The sequence below is a fragment of the Acinetobacter sp. V89_7 genome, assembly GCF_029967895.1.
Classification (GTDB): domain Bacteria; phylum Pseudomonadota; class Gammaproteobacteria; order Pseudomonadales; family Moraxellaceae; genus Acinetobacter; species Acinetobacter soli.
In genome coordinates, this window is sequence record NZ_JASCAJ010000022.1 from 21,440 (window position 1) to 41,533 (window position 20,094).

The 20,094-nt window shown below is 46.7% G+C and carries 15 protein-coding genes and 2 tRNA genes; 5 read left to right on the forward strand and 12 right to left on the reverse strand.

Translation table 11 applies throughout. The annotated features are described in order from the left end of the window. Positions 1–6 precede the first annotated feature (6 nt). From QLG00_RS05355 to QLG00_RS05375, 5 genes are all read right to left on the reverse strand, one after another. Positions 7–1,503, reverse strand: a complete 1,497-nt coding sequence (locus QLG00_RS05355) for a UDP-N-acetylmuramoyl-L-alanyl-D-glutamate--2,6-diaminopimelate ligase (protein WP_282470623.1) — start codon at positions 1,501–1,503, stop codon at positions 7–9. 10 nt (positions 1,504–1,513) lie between these two features. Beyond that, positions 1,514–3,352 carry a penicillin-binding protein PBP3 gene (ftsI, locus tag QLG00_RS05360; protein ID WP_004934206.1) on the reverse strand — a complete coding sequence of 613 codons (1,839 nt, stop codon included), beginning with the start codon at positions 3,350–3,352 and terminating at the stop codon, positions 1,514–1,516. 10 nt (positions 3,353–3,362) lie between these two features. Beyond that, a complete protein-coding gene (locus tag QLG00_RS05365; RefSeq protein WP_004934203.1) occupies positions 3,363–3,695 on the reverse strand; it encodes a cell division protein FtsL in 333 nt (110 codons plus the stop codon). A 9-nt stretch (positions 3,696–3,704) separates the two neighbouring features. Continuing rightward, a complete protein-coding gene (rsmH, locus tag QLG00_RS05370; RefSeq protein ID WP_282470624.1) occupies positions 3,705–4,616 on the reverse strand; it encodes a 16S rRNA (cytosine(1402)-N(4))-methyltransferase RsmH in 912 nt (303 codons plus the stop codon). Between the two features lie 261 nt (positions 4,617–4,877). Beyond that, positions 4,878–5,879, reverse strand: a complete 1,002-nt coding sequence (locus QLG00_RS05375) for a sulfate ABC transporter substrate-binding protein (RefSeq protein WP_282470625.1) — start codon at positions 5,877–5,879, stop codon at positions 4,878–4,880. 404 nt (positions 5,880–6,283) lie between these two features. Here QLG00_RS05375 and QLG00_RS05380 point away from each other — a divergent pair, with 404 nt between their 5' ends. The 5 genes from QLG00_RS05380 to QLG00_RS05400 all read left to right on the forward strand — a co-directional run bounded on the left by QLG00_RS05380 (position 6,284) and on the right by QLG00_RS05400 (position 8,883). Beyond that, positions 6,284–6,580, forward strand: coding sequence for a hypothetical protein (locus tag QLG00_RS05380; protein WP_004934193.1), 297 nt, complete (start codon positions 6,284–6,286; stop codon positions 6,578–6,580). A gap of 127 nt (positions 6,581–6,707) precedes the next feature. Beyond that, positions 6,708–8,216: a glutamate--tRNA ligase gene (gltX, locus tag QLG00_RS05385; protein ID WP_104123928.1), complete on the forward strand. Its 1,509-nt coding sequence runs from the start codon at positions 6,708–6,710 to the stop codon at positions 8,214–8,216. A gap of 57 nt (positions 8,217–8,273) precedes the next feature. Then, positions 8,274–8,349 (forward strand) — tRNA-Ala (locus QLG00_RS05390). A 25-nt stretch (positions 8,350–8,374) separates the two neighbouring features. After that, positions 8,375–8,450, forward strand: a tRNA-Glu gene (locus tag QLG00_RS05395). Positions 8,451–8,544: 94 nt separating this feature from the next. Further along, entirely contained in the window at positions 8,545–8,883 is a 339-nt protein-coding gene (locus tag QLG00_RS05400) for a hypothetical protein (RefSeq protein ID WP_004934189.1), read from the forward strand. Between the two features lie 35 nt (positions 8,884–8,918). Here QLG00_RS05400 and QLG00_RS05405 read toward each other — a convergent pair whose 3' ends face one another. The 7 genes from QLG00_RS05405 to QLG00_RS05435 all read right to left on the reverse strand — a co-directional run bounded on the left by QLG00_RS05405 (position 8,919) and on the right by QLG00_RS05435 (position 19,944). After that, positions 8,919–9,848: a cation diffusion facilitator family transporter gene (locus QLG00_RS05405; protein WP_282470626.1), complete on the reverse strand. Its 930-nt coding sequence runs from the start codon at positions 9,846–9,848 to the stop codon at positions 8,919–8,921. A 118-nt stretch (positions 9,849–9,966) separates the two neighbouring features. Further along, complete coding sequence (locus QLG00_RS05410; protein WP_282470627.1) at positions 9,967–13,137, reverse strand: CusA/CzcA family heavy metal efflux RND transporter; 3,171 nt, start codon at positions 13,135–13,137, stop codon at positions 9,967–9,969. Further along, positions 13,127–14,380 carry an efflux RND transporter periplasmic adaptor subunit gene (locus tag QLG00_RS05415; RefSeq protein WP_282470628.1) on the reverse strand — a complete coding sequence of 418 codons (1,254 nt, stop codon included), beginning with the start codon at positions 14,378–14,380 and terminating at the stop codon, positions 13,127–13,129. Before QLG00_RS05415 ends, QLG00_RS05410 begins: the two co-directional genes overlap by 11 nt. After that, positions 14,380–15,783 carry a TolC family protein gene (locus QLG00_RS05420; RefSeq protein ID WP_282470629.1) on the reverse strand — a complete coding sequence of 468 codons (1,404 nt, stop codon included), beginning with the start codon at positions 15,781–15,783 and terminating at the stop codon, positions 14,380–14,382. Before QLG00_RS05420 ends, QLG00_RS05415 begins: the two co-directional genes overlap by 1 nt. Before the next feature lie 46 nt (positions 15,784–15,829). Beyond that, positions 15,830–16,219: a cation efflux protein, CzcI-like gene (locus QLG00_RS05425; RefSeq protein WP_282470630.1), complete on the reverse strand. Its 390-nt coding sequence runs from the start codon at positions 16,217–16,219 to the stop codon at positions 15,830–15,832. 121 nt (positions 16,220–16,340) lie between these two features. Then, the gene (gene ettA / locus QLG00_RS05430) at positions 16,341–18,002 is read right to left on the reverse strand and encodes an energy-dependent translational throttle protein EttA (RefSeq protein ID WP_025094646.1); all 1,662 of its coding nucleotides are present in this window, start codon (positions 18,000–18,002) and stop codon (positions 16,341–16,343) included. Positions 18,003–18,222: 220 nt separating this feature from the next. Beyond that, the gene (locus tag QLG00_RS05435) at positions 18,223–19,944 is read right to left on the reverse strand and encodes a thiamine pyrophosphate-dependent enzyme (RefSeq protein ID WP_004934166.1); all 1,722 of its coding nucleotides are present in this window, start codon (positions 19,942–19,944) and stop codon (positions 18,223–18,225) included. Between the last annotated feature and the right edge of the window lie 150 nt (positions 19,945–20,094).

Here is a 20,094-nt window from a genome sequence, read left to right on the forward strand (position 1 = left end):
AAAAACCTACTGCGCAGAAGAGGCCGAAGAAATCGATTGATGCTGAGCGTCTAGGGCATTTTGTACCTCGACAACATCATCAAACCAATGGCGTACACCCTGAATATCCTGATAATTTTCGTGGCCTTTTCCAGCGATCACCACAATATCGCCCGCTTGTGCATGATTGACCACATAACGGATTGCATCACGTCGATCATGTAGTTCATACACCTCATGACCAGAAAAATCGATGCCGGCTTTCATATCTGTAAAAATCTGCTCTGGATTTTCTGTCCGTGGATTATCCGATGTCAAAATGACTGGATTTGCGCCATTTAAGGCTGCTTGGGTCATCAGCGGGCGCTTACCCCGATCTCGATCGCCACCACAACCAAACACCGCCCATAAACGCTGTCCGACATGACGCTGCAAAGTTTTCAGCACTTGTTCAAGCGCATCTGGTGTATGGGCATAATCCACTACAAAAACGCGCTCTTGATCGCGGATCACTTGCATACGCCCTGGCGCGCCTTTGAGCTGTAGGGTGCTTGCACAAAGCACTGCCAGATCAAAACCAGCTTGCTCTGCTGCAATTAAGCTAGCAACCAAGTTTTCGACATTAAAATGCCCAAGCAATGGGCTGTGTACCGGATACTCGCCCTGCGGCGTAACCAAAGTAAAGCGCGCGCCTTCCAAGCTAAAACTTAAATCTTTAACGCTATAGTCTGCGGCCTGTTGAAGCGAATAGGTAAGCACTTTAGGCTGAGCGGGATTCGCGCGAGCCACTTGCAGCATGAGCGGTGCAAAGGCATCGTCTAGATGAATAATTGCAACTTTTAATGATTCAAAGGCAAACAAACGCGACTTGGCTTCTGCATACGCTTCCAGCGTGCCGTGATAATCCAGATGATCACGACTTAAATTACTAAATACCGCGATTTCAATAGCACAGCCTTGCAGTCGGCCTTGCTCTAGTCCATGCGAGCTGGCTTCTAGCGCAGCAAATTTGGCGCCTTGCTGTGCATAGTCATGTAAGGCAGACTGAAGCTGTAGTGCGTCGAGTGTGGTGTGCGTCGATGGATTTAAATGCGGTAAAATTCCGTTACCAGTGGTGCCCATCACGGCACAGGTCTGATGTTGTAGAGTCAATAGCTCTGCAATCAGGCGTGAAATGGTGGTTTTACCATTGGTCCCCGTGACGGCGACAATCCGTGCAGGCTCAACAGGTGCAGTATGCTGCAAATAAGCACGTTGCCAGATACCCATGCGGTGGCGGACATCTGGACACACCCATTCTTTTTCCAGCCCCAAAGGCTGTTCGCAAATCACACCTAAAGCACCATGTGCCAGTGCCGCTTCGGCAAAAGCACGGGTTTTTTCTGGCTGTGAATAACTGGTCAGTGCAATAAAAAGCTGATCTTTTCTAATAAAACGGCTGTCGAGACAAAATCCCTGAAACGGTTGATCTCGCCAGCAAACCGCCGCATCTACTGCAGCGATCATTTGAAATGAAACGCGCATTCTCCACCTCTTATTGGCGTTTTAAAATTGGATTACTTGGCGTATCCAATGGTTTATCGAGTGGAACATTCATTAAGCGAAGTGATTCTTGCATCATTCTGGTAAATACAGGCGCTGCCACCAAACCGCCGTAGTAACGTCCTTGCGGGTTTTCCACCACCACAATCATGGCCAAGCGCGGATCGCTCACTGGCGCTACACCCGCAAACAGGGCGCGGTATTCATTTTGTGCATAGCCTTTACCATCGGCACGTAATTTATGCGCGGTTCCTGTTTTACCCCCAACACGATATCCCGGAATATTGGCCTGTGTTGCAGTTCCCCCAGGCATCGTCACCTGCTCAAGCATCATCAGCACCTGATCGGCAATTTTTGGGTTGAGGACCTGCTCACCTTTAGGTTTTTCATCCAGTTTACGCAGGCTCAATGGCATTTTTACCCCATGATTGGCCAGCATGGCATAGCCTTGCGCCAACTGTAAAATGGTGGCATTGAGGCCATAACCGTAGGCCATGGTTCCAATTTGCGACGGGGTTAGCTTGCTTGCAGGTAAAATCAGACCACCACTCTCGCCGGGAAAATGTACGGCTGAGCGCTGACCAAAACCGACACGGCGGAAAAAGGTCGGAATTGAATCTTTCGGTAGCGAAAGGGCAATTTTGGCAGAACCGACGTTGGACGACTTTACAATTACCCCTGTTAGAGTAAGCGCGCCATAGTTATGCGTATCACGAATGGTATGCCAGCCTAAACGCATCGAGCCCGGTGAGGTATTGACAATGGTATTTGGCGTATATTGACCACTTTCGAGCGCTGCTGCCACCGTAAAAGGCTTCATGGTCGAGCCCGGCTCGAACATATCAATCGCGCCGCGGTTACGCATGGCATCCTTATTTGACAGACCATTTTTGTCATTCGGGTTATACGATGGCCAACTCGCCATCGCCAGAATTTCACCGGTTTTTACATCTACTGCAATGGCAGAGGCCGAACGCGCATTGTTGGCCACACCCGCAGCAGTTAACTCACGATACATGATGTATTGCAGACGTGAATCGATACTCAAGGTAATATTTTCGCCCGGCTCACCCTCTCGGATGACTTCGGAGATTTTTAAACGATTACCGCGCTTATCACGAATGACTTTCTGCTCACCATCAATTCCGGCCAGTTGCTTGTTCAGCTGCATTTCCAAGCCTTCAACCCCAATGCCTTCGCTATTGGTTAAACCTATGATCTGGGCATTGGCCTGCGGCTGTGGATAGAAACGCTTATAGTTTTTCTCGGTATAAACACCCTGAAAATTACGCTTCATGATCAGATCTGCTTGCTGCGGCGGAATCTCTTTTTGCAAAACCAGATAGCGCGAACGCGGTCGGGCATACATCTGCTTTTTGAGTTCAGCACGATCCATCCCGACTGCATCGGCCAGTTCATCCAAATTAAGGTTTTTGTCTGGTAACTGTCGCTTGAGCTTGCGATTGTTCGGATCTTTTTTCAGCTCGGCAGAAATTTCATCGTATTCTTTTTTGGTATCGAAATAGTCACGTGGATCAACCACGACCCGCATAATTGGCGTACTGATCGCCAGTGGCACGCCATGACGATCACTAATCACGCCGCGCATCGCTTTGAGCTTTTCTGTTCTTAAAATATTGGCATTGGCCTTGTTTTGCAGAAAATCCTTATTGATCACCTGTACATAAAAGGCACGTGCAATCAAAATGGCAAAGCAGAGCAATACCACTGCCCACAGTAAGTAGAACCGCCACAGATCAAACGCCAGCGTGGGTTTCTCTGTAATAGATTGCTGTTTTTTTCTTGTTTGCTTGGTTCGCTTGTCGATCATACAGCAGGCCTTAGTGTTTTTGCTCAGAGGTCATAGGCAATGAAATGACTGCCGTTTGCGCAGCAGGTGGAGAGTACATGCGTAATTGGGTCACGGCACGTGAACCAATTTGCGCAGTTGCACCAAAGGTTTGTTGCTCAATCAGCAAGCGTCCCCACTCGGCATTCAGATCATCTTTTTCACGCATGAAGCCACTCAGTTCTCGATAATCGTGCCGATACTCAAACACCTGAAATACCACCATCAGCGCACTAACAAAAACCAGAATCACCATTGTGGCATATACCATCATTTTTTTTATCGGCAATGATCCTGCTTTGTCCACGTTGTCTTTTTTATCCATGCTCTGCCTTTATACTAAACGTTCAGCAACCCGAAGCCATGCACTACGCGAACGCGGATTGGCTTTTACTTCTTCTTCACTGGCCCGTATCCGGGAAATTTTCTTTAAACGACGCGTATCGATTTGCTGTTGCGGCATGCCCCAGCCAGAATCTTCTGCAATGGTCGATTCCTTTTGAATAAACTGCTTAATCAATCGATCTTCAAGCGAATGGAAACTAATCACTGCCAGACGGGCCTCAGGTTTGAGTAAATCGACCGCCTGTGGCAAAAACTGCTCGATATCTTCAAGCTCTTTATTAATGGCAATTCGAATCGCCTGAAAGGTGCGAGTGGCTGGGTGTTTATGTTTTTCCCACTTCGGATGTGCAGCTTTTACCAACTCCGCCAGTTGTGCTGTAGTTTCAAGTAAACCCGCTTGCTTAATGGCTCTGGCAATACGGCGGCTGTATCGTTCTTCGCCATACTGATAAATAATATTGGCTAACGCTTCTTCTTCAATATGCAGCAACCATTCTGCGGCGGTCTGACCCTGAGAGTTGTCCATACGCATATCGAGTGGACCGTCTTGCATAAAACTAAAACCACGTTCGGCCTGATCGAGCTGCGGAGAAGACACACCAAGATCTGCCATAATGCCATCGACATGCTCAATGCCCCGCTGGTTCAACTCGGCTTGAATATCGGCAAAACTGGCATGAATAATGTGAAAGCGTGAATCTTCTTGCTCAAGCTGGTGTGCCACCGCCAACGCTTGCGGGTCTTTGTCAAATCCGTAAACTTGCGCATCTGGGCCCAGTTTGGACAGCAATAAACGGGTATGACCGCCACGGCCAAAGGTGCCGTCAATATAAATTCCTGTGTCGCGATTGGCCAGTAAGGCATCTACAGTTTCATGAAGTAAGACAGAAATATGCGACATAGGTAAGGCGTCAGAAAAATGTTAAAAATTTAACTGCACATTATCACCTTGTTTGAGCAAAGCTCCAAATGTCTTTTTGTAGGGAAATATTACTTTTTATCGATAAATTCATTTAATTTTTCTTTTTTGTTTAGCTTTAAATCAATTACTTAGCACAGTCTGACTCAAACTGAAAGCAAGCAGATGAATTTTTGGCCTTTTACCCTCACTTCAACTGCTCAAACATTCAGCAGATACAACCTCCCTTCAGATCATGCGACATTACGGCTTTTCTGTATAAATCTGATCAAAGATGGCGCCATTCACAAAATGGGTCTTTTGCGCTTTGGCCCAGCCACCAAAGACGGAATCGATGGTAAATAATTTAATCTTGGGAAATTTCGCTGCATATTTTGCTGCAACCTGTGGATTACGCGGTCTAAAGTTGTATTTGGCTGCCAGTGTTTGCCCCGCAGGTGAATACAGATAGTTCAAATACGCTTTGGCCAGATTACGGTTTCCATCCTTATCGACCGTTTTATCGACAATCGCCACCGATGGCTCAGCCAAAATCGAAATTGAAGGATAAACAATTTCAAACCTATCTTTGCCAAGGCCCTGTGTCGCCAGCAGTGCTTCATTTTCCCAAGATAATAGAACATCACCAATGCCTCGTTCGGCAAAAGTAGTCAGCGAGCCACGCGCTCCCGAGTCGAGTACTTTGACATTTTGATACAAGGCCTTAACCAAGGCACGGGCTTTGCTGTCATTACCCCCCGGTTGTTTCAGCGCATACCCCCATGCCGAAAGATAAATCCAGCGTGGTGCTCCTCCAGTTTTTGGATTTGGCGTAATAATTTCCACGCCCGGTTTGGTCAGATCATTCCAGTCTTTAATGGCTTTAGGGTTACCTTTACGAACCAAAAATACAATGGTCGACGTATACGGCGCTGCATTGTTTGGAAATTGCTGCTGCCAGTTTTTCTTGATCAGACCGGCATTGACAATTTCGTCGATATCATTGGCCAAGGCCAAGGTCACCACATCGGCCTGTAAACCATCTATGACCGCTCGTGCCTGCTTTCCAGAGCCACCATGTGACTGTTTAAAATTAATCTCCTGCCCTGTTCGCGATTTCCAGAAGTGTGAAAAGGTTTGGTTATATTCCTGATAAAATTCACGTGTAGGATCATAAGACACATTTAAAAAGTCTTTTGCTGCATGCGTTTGTACTGCACCCCACCCCAGCAATGCCACAAAAGACAACTTTAAAATATTTTTCATTGTTGTTCACCTTTACTATTTTTTGATAAGAAAAACCTCTTTAAAGCATAAACAAAGTTACAATCGGATAGTTATACGAAAAAAATAAGTCTTCATCGCTATTTCTGCTATGCATAAATTTTCGGCTAAACTCATGTTTATCATCAGATTAAGTGTAGCCTGACTTAACAAATAGGAATCATTCTTACAATCTTCATTGTTTGTCCATAGTTTTTCTAAATAATAGATTTGGAGCAGCGGAGTCTCTCTAGCGCGCTAAAAGCTCACCAAGTTCTTTGTCTTTTTGTAAAAAATGTGACGTAGTTCAAATTTTATATTGATAAAACATGGTGAATTTGTACAATTAGTGCTACGTAAGATGGACGCTAAAAACAATTCATCGTTGTAATTTTGGGGAAATGAACATGCAGTTTGTTAAAATTTTGGGGCTCAGCTTGAGCTTAAGTATTCTAGCGCCTATGGGATTTGCTGCATCACTCGACAATAGTGCAGTCAAAACATCTGGAATCACCACTGCTCCGTCGCCTTTAATTGAAAAGGCGCTCAATCAGCAAAAACGCAATGTCTCGGCCTTAGGCAACGACAACGACCTGATCATGCTCAATAGTCTGCGCGTGACCGCATCTCAAAACTTTTTTGCGACGCAGCATCAGCGCTTTTCACGTTTTGTCCAGTCGCTCTTTCAACCACATAGCTCGTAATTTTCTAAACGTAGCCCCCACTACGTGATTCATCAAAAGCCTGATCTCTGACTAAAATTAATGGTCTAGATATCAGGCTTTTTCCGTTATACTGTCTCTCAAATTTCATCTTGTTTTTTTAGGCCCTATGAAAGTTCGTACGCGTATTGCACCCTCTCCAACCGGTTTTCCCCATGTAGGTACAGCTTACATTGCTTTGTTTAATCTGTGCTTTGCCAAACAACATGGCGGTGAATTCATTTTACGTATTGAAGATACCGATCAGCTTCGTTCGACGCCAGAATCTGAGCAAATGATTTTGGATTCTTTGCGCTGGTTAGGATTGAACTGGTCTGAAGGGCCAGATGTGGGTGGCCCACATGCGCCGTATCGTCAATCTGAACGTATGGGGATTTATAAGCAATACGCACTGGATTTGGTTGAAAAAGGTCACGCGTTTTATTGCTTTGCAACCGCAGAAGAACTCGACCAAATGCGTGCCGAACAGCAGGCGCGTGGCGAAACCCCAAAATACGATGGTCGCGGACTCAAGCTTTCTGAAGAAGAAGTACAGCGCCGTCTGGCTGCGGGTGAACCCCATGTGATCCGCATGAAAGTACCTGAAGAGGGAATTTGTAAATTTAACGATTTACTGCGTGGTGAAGTCGAAATCCCTTGGGCACAGGTCGATATGCAAGTCTTGCTCAAGACAGACGGTTTACCTACCTACCATTTGGCCAACGTGGTGGATGACCACCTCATGGAAATTACACACGTTTTGCGTGGTGAAGAGTGGTTACCGTCTGCGCCGAAGCATCAGTTGTTGTATCAATATTTTGGTTGGGAAATGCCAACGCTGTGCCATATGCCGTTGCTACGTAATCCAGACAAATCCAAACTTTCCAAGCGTAAAAACCCGACATCGATCAATTATTACCGCGATATTGGGGTATTGCCAGAAGCATTGCTGAACTACTTGGGCCGCATGGGCTGGTCTATGCCAGACGAGCGTGAAGTCTTCACGCTTCAAGACATGATTGAGCATTTTGATATTCAACGTGTATCTTTAGGCGGTCCAATTTTTGATGTCGACAAATTAAACTGGCTCAATGGGCAATGGATTAAATCGCTTACGCCGGGGCAATTGCTTGACCGCCTGCTCAGCTGGAAAAATGATCGTGCGACGCTTGAAGATATTGCTGCTGCGATTCAGCCACGTATCAACTTGCTGTCTGAGGCAGTGAATTGGGCTGGTTTTTACTTTAATCATATGCCTACCATTACGGCAGAGATGTTTGAAAGCAAAAAACTAAGCAGTGAACAGGTTCGCCAAAGCTTGCAATTTGCAATCTGGCGCTTAGAAAGTCAGTTTACTTGGAACAACGAGACCGTGAGTCAGATTCTGATGGATCTTGCCAATCAAATGGACATCAAGCTGCGTGATTTCATGCCTGCGTTCTTTATTGCAATTGCCGGATCGACCAGCTCTACTCCAGTGATGCAATCGATGGTGACCTTAGGCCCGGATTTAACCTTCGCCCGTTTACGTCGTGCGCTTGAAATTGTAGGTGCACCGAGCAAAAAAGAGCTAAAAGTGTGGGAAAAACTCAATGAAAGCTTGAAATTGCCGAAAAATGAAGCAGTTGATCAATCTTAATTGATTTTATAGTTGACGGATGAGCGCAATCCCCCTAATATTGCGCTCACACAGACTGGGGTCATAGCTCAGTTGGTAGAGCGCTACAATGGCATTGTAGAGGTCAGCGGTTCGATCCCGCTTGGCTCCACCAAATCTCAGATTGTGTAGCCTCACAAGTCCCTATCGTCTAGAGGCCTAGGACATCGCCCTTTCACGGCGGTAACCGGGGTTCGAATCCCCGTAGGGACGCCAAATTCAAGAAAAGCCGCTGACTTACAGCGGCTTTTTTTATTTCTGATTTTGCTGACTCTTCGCTAAAATGAGAAAAAAGCCAGATGGAGATCCCATGCAATACCGTTGCCCCAAATGTCAAAGTGTAAAAATCATGCCGGTTAGTCAAGGCACCACCAGCGCACGCCCCGTGGTTCCTAAAAGTCTGGTGATTTTGCTGCCTTCTATTTTTATTCTGCTATTACTGGTTCTGATCAGTTTAAGTATGTGGATTTTTGGAGATGGCGCTGGTACCAACCTGCAAATTGCAACCGTGGTGGTTTTTGTGGTGGCTGCGGGCTCTGGTTTGATGTTTTGGCGAGATTTACCAGATTTTAAATTGTCGATGCAATCTTTTATGCAATCGCAAAAACACTGGAAATGCCGTGAATGTCATCACGAATGGCAAATCTAAGTCATCTGATGTGACATATGTAAAAAAACCATCTGTTAGTGCAGATGGTTTTTTTCTGGGTGTGCATGAGAAAGTGCATGTGCCACACATTCATCTTCTTCTATCTGTAAGGTAATTTCAGCAATGCCGTGTTTGTGCGACAGCATTTCATAGGCCGCATGGTACAAAGCATTACGATCCGCGGTAGGTGCAAACAAATGAACCGTTAAATGAATGTTTTTAGAGGTAATGGCCCAAACCTTAAGCTGATGAATACTTTCAACTCCCTCTAAATTTAATAAATCCTCTCGAAGCTGTTCCACATCAATTTCTTCAGGCACTCCTTCTAGCAAAATGTTGATGCTCTGACGCAGCAAAATCCATGTACGAGGCAAGACCCAAAAGCCAATCGCGACCGCAATAATGGTATCGACCCAATACCACTGGGTGAAGTAAATCACGATTGCCCCGATGATCACGCCAACCGACCCCAAAGCATCGCTGAGCACCTCAAGATAAGCGCCTTTCATATTCAGATTTTCAGTGGCACTCGACATCAAAATTTTCATCGAGATTAAATTAATGATCAAGCCGAGACTGGCCACAATCAACATGCCCATACTCTGGATTTCGGGAGGTTGGCTAAAGCGCTGATAGGCCTCGTACAAAATATAGATCGCCACCACAAACAACATTAAGGCGTTAAATAAGGCCGCCAAGATTTCAAAGCGCTGATAACCGAAGGTTCGTTTGTCATCTGCCGGGCGTTTGGCAATTTTGATGGCCACCAGTGCAATTGCGAGGGCAGCAGCATCGGTAAACATATGCGCCGCATCGGACAACAACGCTAAACTTTGTGTAATGAAGCCAGCCACCACTTCGACGACTAAAAAAATACAGGTCAATACCAAGGCAAAGGTTAACTTTTTGGCATTGTCTTGTGTCACAACAGCATGACTATGATCATGCCCGTGATGTGTCCCCATACTGAACTCCTTATTTTTGAATCGATGTGTTGTAAATAGACGCCTCTATGTACGTTTTAAAATAGTCAATCGAGTCTTCATGACATCATGATGTAACATGAAGACCCGTTACAGTGGTTTAATGATCGGTAGCAATTGCGTGTTTTTGTTCGCGTCGCTCATTCATCCAGCGATATACCACGGGTAAAATCAGCAAGGTGAGCAGCGTCGAGGATAAAATCCCGCCAATGACCACAGTTGCCAAAGGTCGCTGCACTTCTGCTCCTGTACCTGTGGCCAGTGCCATAGGAATAAAACCAAACGATGCCACACATGCTGTCATCAACACTGGGCGCAAGCGGAGAATCGCGCCGCGCCATGTGGCGCTATGCACATCCAGAGTCGAGCGCAACTCCTTAATAAAGGTCAGCATCACCAGACCATTGAGCACGGCCACCCCCGAAAGTGCAATAAATCCGACACCTGCCGACATCGACAAGGGAATATCACGAAGCCAGAGCGCCACAATACCGCCCGACAACGCAAATGGTACGCCACTAAAAACCAGCAAGCTTTCGCGCAGGTCGTGAAATACCGCCATGAGCAGAATAAAAATCATCAGCAAAGCCAGCGGAATCACGATTTGCATGCGTGCGGCGGCTGAAGCCAGATTTTCAAATTGCCCGCCATAACCTAGCCAATAACCACTCGGCAATTTTTGCTGGGCCAAGCTTTGCTGCATCTCTGCCACAAAAGAGCCGAGATCTCGATCACGTACGTTGGCGGTCACAATGACACGGCGTTTGCCATTTTCACGGCTCACCTGTGAAAAGCCCAAAATCGTTTCTACTATGGCCACATCTTGTAATTGAATCAGGCCACCATTGGGCAATTGCAACGGCAGCATCGCCAGTTGCTGCGGAGTACGCAATTGATCATCTAGTCGAATTACAAAGTCGAAGCGTCGGTCTCCTTGTAAAATTTGCCCCACACTCGCGCCCCCGATACTGGTTGCCACCAGATCCTGAATGGCTTTGATCGAGAGGCCATATTGCGCGGCCAAGGCATGATCGATCTTCACATTGAGCAACGGCAAGCCATCGGTTTGCTCGACTTTGACCTCACTGGCGCCTGAAATGGTTTTAAGCTGCTGAGCGATTTTTTCTGCTTCACGATTTAGAACTTGTAGATCATCGCCAAACACCTTGACTCCGATATCACTACGTACGCCCGAGATTAGTTCGTTAAAACGTAATTCGATGGGCTGGGAAAACTCGCTGTTATTGCCCGGTAGCTGTGCCACGGCATCCAACATACGAGCACGCAGTTCATCTATGGTTTCGGTTGAGTCTGGCCATTCTTTACGTGGTTTAAGCAAAATAACGGCATCTGAAATATTTGGCGGCATCACATCGGTGGCGACCTCTGCCGTGCCTGTTCGTGCAAAAATCGCTTTGATTTCTGGAAATTGCTTTAAAAGCTGTTGTTCAACCTGTGTCTGAATTTTTAGTGATTCCTCAATTCCTGTGCTGGGTGCACGCATCAGTTGCAAGGCAAAATCTCCTTCACTGAGCTGTGGTGCAAATTCACTTCCCACTCGGGTCGATATCGCGGCTGTAATGAGTAAGATACCAACCACACCGGTAAGCACCACACGGCGCCATGCATACGCCCAATCTAGCAACGCTCCATAAGCTCTTTTCAGTGCCAGCATCCAACGGCTTTCGGTTTCCTTCACTTCTCCAGTCACCCAAAGGGCAACAGCCGCGGGTACAAAGGTAATCGACAAAATCATGGCGCCTAAAAGTGCCAAGACCACCGCAATCGCCATAGGATGAAACATTTTTGCCTCAACACCAGACAATGCAAAAATGGGCAAGTACACCACCATAATAATGAATTGACCAAAAAGCAGCGGCCGACGAGCCTGTTTTGCTGCCAAAAAGACTTCTTTAAAACGCTCCTGACGGGTGAGTAGACGGCCTTGAAGCTGCTGTGCTTCGGCCAGTCGACGGATACAGTTTTCCACAATGACCACTGCACCATCGACAATGATGCCAAAATCGAGTGCGCCCAGACTCATCAGGTTGGCACTGATGTGCTGCTGTGCCATACCCGTTAGCGTAAATAGCATCGACAGCGGGATCACACACGCGGTAATCAATGCCGCCCGAAAATTACCCAGAAAAATAAACAGCACCACAATCACCAAAATGGCGCCTTCAATCAGGTTTTTGGCCACGGTCTGAATGGCCCGATCCACCAAGGTACTGCGGTTATAGACGGTTTCCAGTACCACACCCGCGGGTAGAGAGGTCTGGATTTGTGCCACTTTGGTATCGAGTGCCTGCGCCACGGTTTTGCTGTTTTCGCCCATCATCATCATGGCGATGCCGAGCACGGTTTCTTCGCCATTGTAGGTGGCGCCACCCGTACGCAGATCATGTCCGATCGAGATCTTTGCAACATCCGAGACACGTATTGGCAAGCCACTTTTGGTCTCTAGCGTAACATTTTCGATGTCTTGAATACTGCTTAACATGCCTGGCACACGGACGGTGAGTTGCTGACCATTGTCTTCGATAAATCCTGCACCACGGTTCTCGTTATTGTCGGTCAGGGCTTGTTGCAGTGTCGTAAGGGAAAGATTAAGCTGCTGCAACCGATTTAAATCTGGCGATACAATATAGGTTTTATTGTATCCACCAATGCTATTAATTTCGGCGACTCCCGGCACACGCTGCAACTGCGGACGTACAATCCAGTCTTGAATTTCCCTAAGATCCATTGCTGTGTAGGATGAGCCATCGGGTTTTTTAGCCTGAGGTTCAGCCTTGATCACCCACTGGTAAATTTCCCCCAACCCTGTCGAAATTGGCGACATTTGTGGATCGACACTCGCTGGAAGTGCACTTTTTGCTTCCTGTAAACGCTGATTAATCAGCTGACGTGCCCAATAAATATCGGTTCCATCCTTAAAAATAATCGTGACTTGCGACAAACCATAGCGGGAAATCGAACGGGTTTGCTCCATGCTGGGCAATCCGGCCATGGCATTTTCAATGGGATAGGTAATCCGCTGCTCCACTTCGGTTGCAGTAAAACCATTGGCTTGTGAATTGATTTGAACTTGTACATTGGTAATATCGGGAACAGCGTCAATCGCCAGATTTTTGTAGCTGTAAATGCCGATACCGATCCATGCGACCATAAACAGCAACACCCAGATGGCATTCTGGATGGCGAACTGGATCAAACGATCAAAAAGCCCTTGTGCAGGCGGCAAGCTATCTGTGTGCTTAGTGTCCATGCTCAGCCTCGCCTTTTTCCAGTTCAGATTTTAAAACGAAGCTCCCCTCACGCACATACTGCTGCTGTTGGGTCAGCCCAGAAACAATTTCAACCCATGCACCATCGCTTGAGTAGCGACCAGTTTGTACAGGCTTTGGCTCAAAGCGCAGCCCTTTTTTGTCTTGAAAGACCACAAACACCACCGACTGGCCTTCTCGTTGCTGAACCGCACGCTTGTCTACACGTAAAACAGGTGCAGCATGAGGTGTTTCGAGCAGCACATTAACCATCAAATTCGGACGTAATTCTTTGGCCGCAGTCAGCACCTTGCCACGTACTTGCAGACGGCCAGTGTCTTGATCGGCCTGTGCGATTAAGCTCTGAATTTGTGCCTCAAACTCATGTTGGGTTTGCAAGGAAATAAATTTTATTTTTTGACCCGGTTGCATGGCGACTGTGCTGCTATTGGGCAAAATAAACTCCAGCCATAATTGATCGAGCTGATCAATGACAAACAAAGGTTTACCTGTCGCGACTTGCTCGCCCACCACAATGTCTTTGCTGCTGATGGTGCCACTCAGCGGCGCACGCACAGCGTATCGGCCCTGACTTCCTGCGCTGGCCCCGTAGGCCGAAAGCCGCTGTGTCGCCGCCTGAACTTGAATTTGTGCCTGACGATAGGCATTGTATGCACGCTGATAGTCCTGACGTGCAGACACCCCTTGATTCATCAGTTGCTTCTCACGTTGATAGTCTTGCGCTGCAAGATTGAGTGCTTCACGTGCCAGACTTAAATTGGCCTGCTGATCAATCAACTCGGGAACAAACAGTGTCGCCAAGACTTGCCCTCTTTTAACCGACTGTCCAAGACTGACATTCACTTGCTCGACTTGCGCCATAAAAGATGCTCCCACATGCGCCTGCGCATCGGTATTGACCACCAGTTTGGCTGGATGCCGGGTCTGTTGCTGAATTTCGCCCAAACGCACACGATCAGTCACAATGCCAAATTGCTGAAGCTGCTGGGCTGTAAAGATCAGTTCGGGCTGCTCTTCTTGATGCGCCTCTGTGGCTTTTTCTTGATGTGCCTCATGACCGGATTCTTCAGTCTTAGCCTCTTGCGCCTCTGCATGTGCATGCTCAGCTTCACCCCCCTTCATAGCACTCGATTTTTTGCCGGAAAATAGCAATATGCCTGCCACGACCAGACTGATGATCAATACCAGCACCACCCAAAACCACTGCGATTTTTTTGTTAACATTAGTTTGCTCCATTACCAGTATTGAGGCTTTGCGTGTCTTGCCAGAGGGTGTACTGGAGTTGTTCCAAGGCATCGGCCGACATAATCGTATCGGGTGAAATCCCGAGTGTGCGTGCTTCAAGTTGCAGCGTGCTTTGCCATGCCTGTTTCAAAAGTTGATTTTTTTTAAGCTGCTGCTCATGCAATTGCAAAGCAGCTTGCTGTACATCGGTTATGCTGAATTTTCCCGCCTGAAAACCGAGTAGCATTTTGTCGAGTACCTCGACTGAGAGCGGGATCTGCTGTTTTTGCATCAACTGATATTGCGTATTTAACCCTGTTAACTCGGTTTGAAGTCGCTTGAGCTGATTGAGGTTTTGCTGTGCATAAAAACGCTGCTGCTGATCTAACAGTTGCTGCTTGGCGGCATAGCCCTGCAAGGCATACTGCTGTCGATCAATCAGATTCAGTGGAATTTCAACAGCGGCACGAATTTGATTATTACGTCCGCTCATGCCTGCCTGCTTGCTCTGTACCACTCCAAGCGTGACGGTCGGATTGGGCCGACGCTGTGCTTTTAAATAATCTATTTCTAAACGCTGCTGCTCGGCCTGCAACTGCACGGCTCGTGTATATAGGTTGGGTTTCGCATCGAAAGAAGTACTTGTAGCGGGCCAGATCGCTGCGGTGTCATCTGCCACCTGATAGTTCGTGATTGACTCTCCCCAAAGTGCCGCCATTTTTTGTTTGGCCAGATTTAAGCCAAGTTCACTTTCTTGAAAGGCACGTTGATTTTCAACATGATTCATCAGACTCCGATCAAAATCGACCTGTGCGATACTGCCCGCTTTATAGCGTAAACGCGCAGCATCCAGAATTTTTTGGCTACTGCTGAGTTGCTTGAGCAAAATGGCATGCTGCTGATCAGCCACCACCACCTCGGCATAGGCAGCTTTAACAATCAGTTTCAGCTGCGCATCGAATAACATTTGTCGATGATTGACCTGTTGCACCTGTATCTGTGCCAATCGCGTTGCGGCGCGGCGTTCACCAAATAGATCCAGTTTTTGACTCATCCCAAACTCAAGCTCTTGATCATCGCCAGATTGAAAACCGGTCTGTTGCACAGTCACATTTGGATTAGACCAGAGCTGGCTTTGCCGAACGGCAGCATAGGCTATTTTTTGCTGGGCCTCCCAGACCGGAACATGCGCCTGATAACGTTGAACTTTTGCTAAAATCTCGGCGTAATGAAGAGCAGATGATGTGGTTTGAACAGCTCTAGAATGAGCTGGCGATGTGTATTGTGCTGCATATACTGGGGGTGAAACCCATAATGCGCCCAGTAATATCCCGCCGAGCATCAATGAAGCGCCATGCGTATCCACGCGCAATACGCGCGGTAAAGAAAGAAAAATAGACATAAAATAACCCTGTGAAATAGTTAATATTTCTGGTGGGTTGTTTTGGCTACCCCACCAATAGCGGGGTTAAAATAGGCGGCGGGTTCGGGTGAAATAAATGCGGCGACTGATACGCGTTTGCCCAGCTATAATGCTGCTGAATCAGCTGACCCAAACGTAATGGCTCTGTGGCAGATTGCTGCTCAGCAATAGACAATATGTGTAAGCAGGTGGGTAAATGATCGTGATGATCCTGAAATACCGCAGGATTTGACGCTGTAGATACGCTGAATGAATGTGCAGCATGTGACTCTGCCACTGGCGCATGATGACCAAAATGATACGACACCGTTGCAGTGGTCGATTCGTGTGCACAAAACGCGGCCGCCACATTCCAAAAAGTTTGGAACATGAACAAACTCATCAAGACGGTTATCCAAACAGTCGAGCGCTTCATACAAAGCCATCATTTAAAATCGTGCCAAGTATAGCAACGCTGTGGCATGTAATAAAATTACTTTTACCTACACATGCTGATATAAAAAAACCAGCCCGTAGGCTGGTTTTTCATGCAGGAATTAACCTGTAATTTTTTTGTATTTGCTGCGCTTTTGCACTGCATCGTCACCTAAGCGAGACTGACGGTACGCTTCGTATTCTGCATAGTTACCTGTGTAGAATTCTGGCTGTTCATTCTCAAATGACAAGATGTGCGTTGCAATACGGTCGAGGAACCAACGGTCATGCGAGACCACCATTACAGTACCCGGGAACACTAGAATGGCATCTTCAAGCGCACGTAAGGTTTCAATATCCAAGTCGTTTGATGGTTCATCCAGCAAAATAACGTTGGCACCCATTTGCAAGATTTTCGCCAGTTGTAAACGGTTACGCTCACCACCAGACAATTCACCTACACGTTTTTGCTGATCTTGGCCTTTAAAGTTAAAGCGACCAATATAAGCACGCGATGCGATTTCGTAATCACCAATTTTTAAGATATCCAAACCGCCAGAAACTTCTTCCCATACGGTTTTGTTGTTATCTAAGGTGTCACGAATCTGACCTACATACGCCACTTTCACTGATTCACCCAGTGTGACCGTACCGGTATCAGGCTGCTGCTCGCCAGTCATCATACGGAATAAGGTGGTTTTACCGGCACCGTTTGGACCCACGATACCAACAATTGCCGTTGGCGGAACGGTAAAGGTCAGGTTTTCATAAAGCAAACGGCCATCAAATGATTTGCTGATGCCTTCAACCTCAACCACTTTGTTACCCAAACGCGGGCCAGGTGGAATATAGATTTCAGAGGTTTCATTTCGTTGTTGGAATTCTTTCGAGTTCAGCTCTTCAAAACGCTCCATACGCGCTTTGTTTTTCTTTTGCTGACCTTTAGCATTCGAACGAACCCATTCAAGCTCTTTCTTCAAGGCTTTGGCAAATGATTCTTCTTGCTTTTGTTCCTGCTCTAAACGCGCATTCTTTTGTTCTAACCAAGAGGTATAGTTACCTTGGTATGGAATACCATGCCCGCGGTCAAGCTCCAAAATCCACTCGGCGACGTTATCGAGGAAATAACGGTCGTGCGTAATCGCCACGATGGTGCCCGGGAAATCTTTCAAGAAACGCTCTAACCAAGACACCGATTCGGCATCCAAATGGTTCGTTGGTTCGTCAAGAAGCAACATGTCTGGCTTCGACAACAGCAAACGGCACAGTGCAACACGGCGGCGCTCACCACCAGAAAGCAAAGAGACATCGGCATCCCATGCTGGAAGATTCAAGGCATTTGCCGCAATTTCCAACTGGTTGTCGAGGTTATGTGCATCCCACGTTTGAATAATTGCTTCAAGCTTTTCTTGCTCTTTGGCTAATTTGTCGAAGTCGGCATCTGGATCTGCATATTCAGCAAAAACCTGATCAAGGCGCTCAAGCGCATCGAGGGCTTCACGCACGCCATCTTCAACGTTGCCACGCACGTCTTTATTTGGATCTAGCGGTGGTTCCTGCTCGAGGTAACCAATTTTGATGCCCGGCTGTGCACGTGCTTCACCTGAGAAATCTTTGTCTACGCCCGCCATAATACGAAGCAAGGTCGATTTACCTGCCCCGTTTAAGCCGAGCACACCGATTTTGGCACCCGGAAAAAATGATAAAGAGATATCCTTGAGGATTTCGCGCTTTGGCGGAACCATCTTGGACACTCGGTTCATCGTGTAAATATATTGGGCCACTTAGGACTCCTCAATTGAAAAACCAACAGATCGCAATGAGCGAAAAATAGCAGCTATTATATGCTGAACGCGGCAAAAAAATAAGGCGTGATTGAGTTTAATCGGTTTTTATGACTGATAAATGTCGTCAAAATTGTTTCCTGATATAAAAAATGCATGACGCTAGATCATGCATTTTTTGCTGATATCCCGACTCAAAGATGCATACTTTTAAATAAATTTATTTAATAAAATTATTCACCAACAAATTTTTAACGTCATCTACTCGGCCCGACATCAAGGCCTTGATTGCATAAAGTGAAGTAGACGACACCTGATTCAGATTCGGATCTGGCGGCATTACCAGTTCCATCGGATTAGTATGCACATCGAGTAATGCTGGGCCATCATGCTTTAAAAATTGTTCGACTGCTTGCTCCAAGCCAGCACCGTGCGTTACGGTCTGCCCATGCAGCCCAATCACACTGGCCAGCTTGCCAAAATCAGGATTAACCAAGTCCGTATAATGGTCAAGCATTCCTTCCACTTTTTGTTCAAGCTCCACGAAATTCAGTGAACTGTTGTTAAACACCACAATCTTGATCGGTAGTTTTTCCTGAATGGTGGTGAGTAAATCACCGAGCAACATGGCCAAGCCCCCATCTCCACAAAGTGCAATAATCTGACGCTTCGGAAAGGCTTTTTGTGCGCCAAGTGCCTGTGGCATGGCATTGGCCATCGTGCCGTGCAATAAACTGGTAAAGGTTCGGCGTTTACCGTTTACATCAATATGTCTGAGCACCCAGACCATCGGTGAGCCACCATCGCCAAAGAAAATTGCATCCTGATCGGCGTAACGGTTCAGCAAAGACACCAAATACTGCGGATGAATCAGTCCGTCTTTTCCAACGCGTTCCTCTTTATGGCGTGTTTCATCACTCTGATGTTTCAGTTCAAGACAATGATCCAAAAATGCGCGTTCTTGACGTGTTTCAAGTAGTGGCAATAAGGCATTGAGCGTCGAGGAAATTTTACCTACCGCACCGAGTGTAATGGGATGGCGTCGCCCTAAATGTGTCGGATCAATATCGATCTGCAAGATTTTGGCATGACTTGGATAATACTGTGCCCATGCAAAATCGGCCCCCAGCAAAATCAGTAAATCGCAATCCATGAGGGTGTGATAACCCGCTTTATTGCCAAAAATACCCGTCATGCCCATGTTGTACGGATTGTCATATTCAACAAAATCCTTGGCACGTGAAGTATGGGCAACAGGTGCTTTTAACTTCTCTGCAAAAGCCACGAGCTGATCATGTGCATCTTCACATCCTGCACCAGCATAAATACCAATTTTTTGATGCTGTGAAATCAGCTCAACGATCTGCTTAAGCTCGGATTGACTTGGCAATATGTCTGGATGTGTTTGGCGTGGCACGAAAGGCAAGCCTGCTTCAGCCGATGCTTCACTGATGTTGGCTGGCACAATGACCACGGCGACACCACGCTTGGTCAGGGCAGCCTGACATGCCATACTCATGATATGTCTGGCCTGAGAAGGCTGCGTGATTTCTTCACAAAAAACCGAATTTTTCGCATAAACCGATTTAAAATCGACATATTGCGGGAAGTCGATAAATCCTGCCATTTCGGTTGAAATCTGACTGGCAATCAAAATAACAGGCGCACGGTTTCGGTGTGATTCATACAAGCCATTAATAAAGTGCAGACTGCCCGGCCCGCAAGAACCAGCACATGCCGTTAAGTGACCACTGAGTAATGCATCTGTACCTGCTGCAAAGCCACCTACTTCTTCATGGCGCACATGAATCCATTCAATTTTACTCTTCGACATAGAGTCAGTGACATGGTTTAAGGTATCTCCCACGATACCGTAGCAACGTTGAACACCTGCTTGCTCCAGCACCTCAATGATAATATCAGATACTTTTTGAGTACTCATTATTTCACTTCTCCAGCTTTTTTATCATGAATTGAATAACTTGTATTTTTATAGTGTTCTTGCCACGCTCAGACTGCCAGTAAGTTTTTGTGGCGTTCTCTCAACATCGTGTAAAGTCATAAAGATGCTGGGCAAAAATCCAGCTTAAAA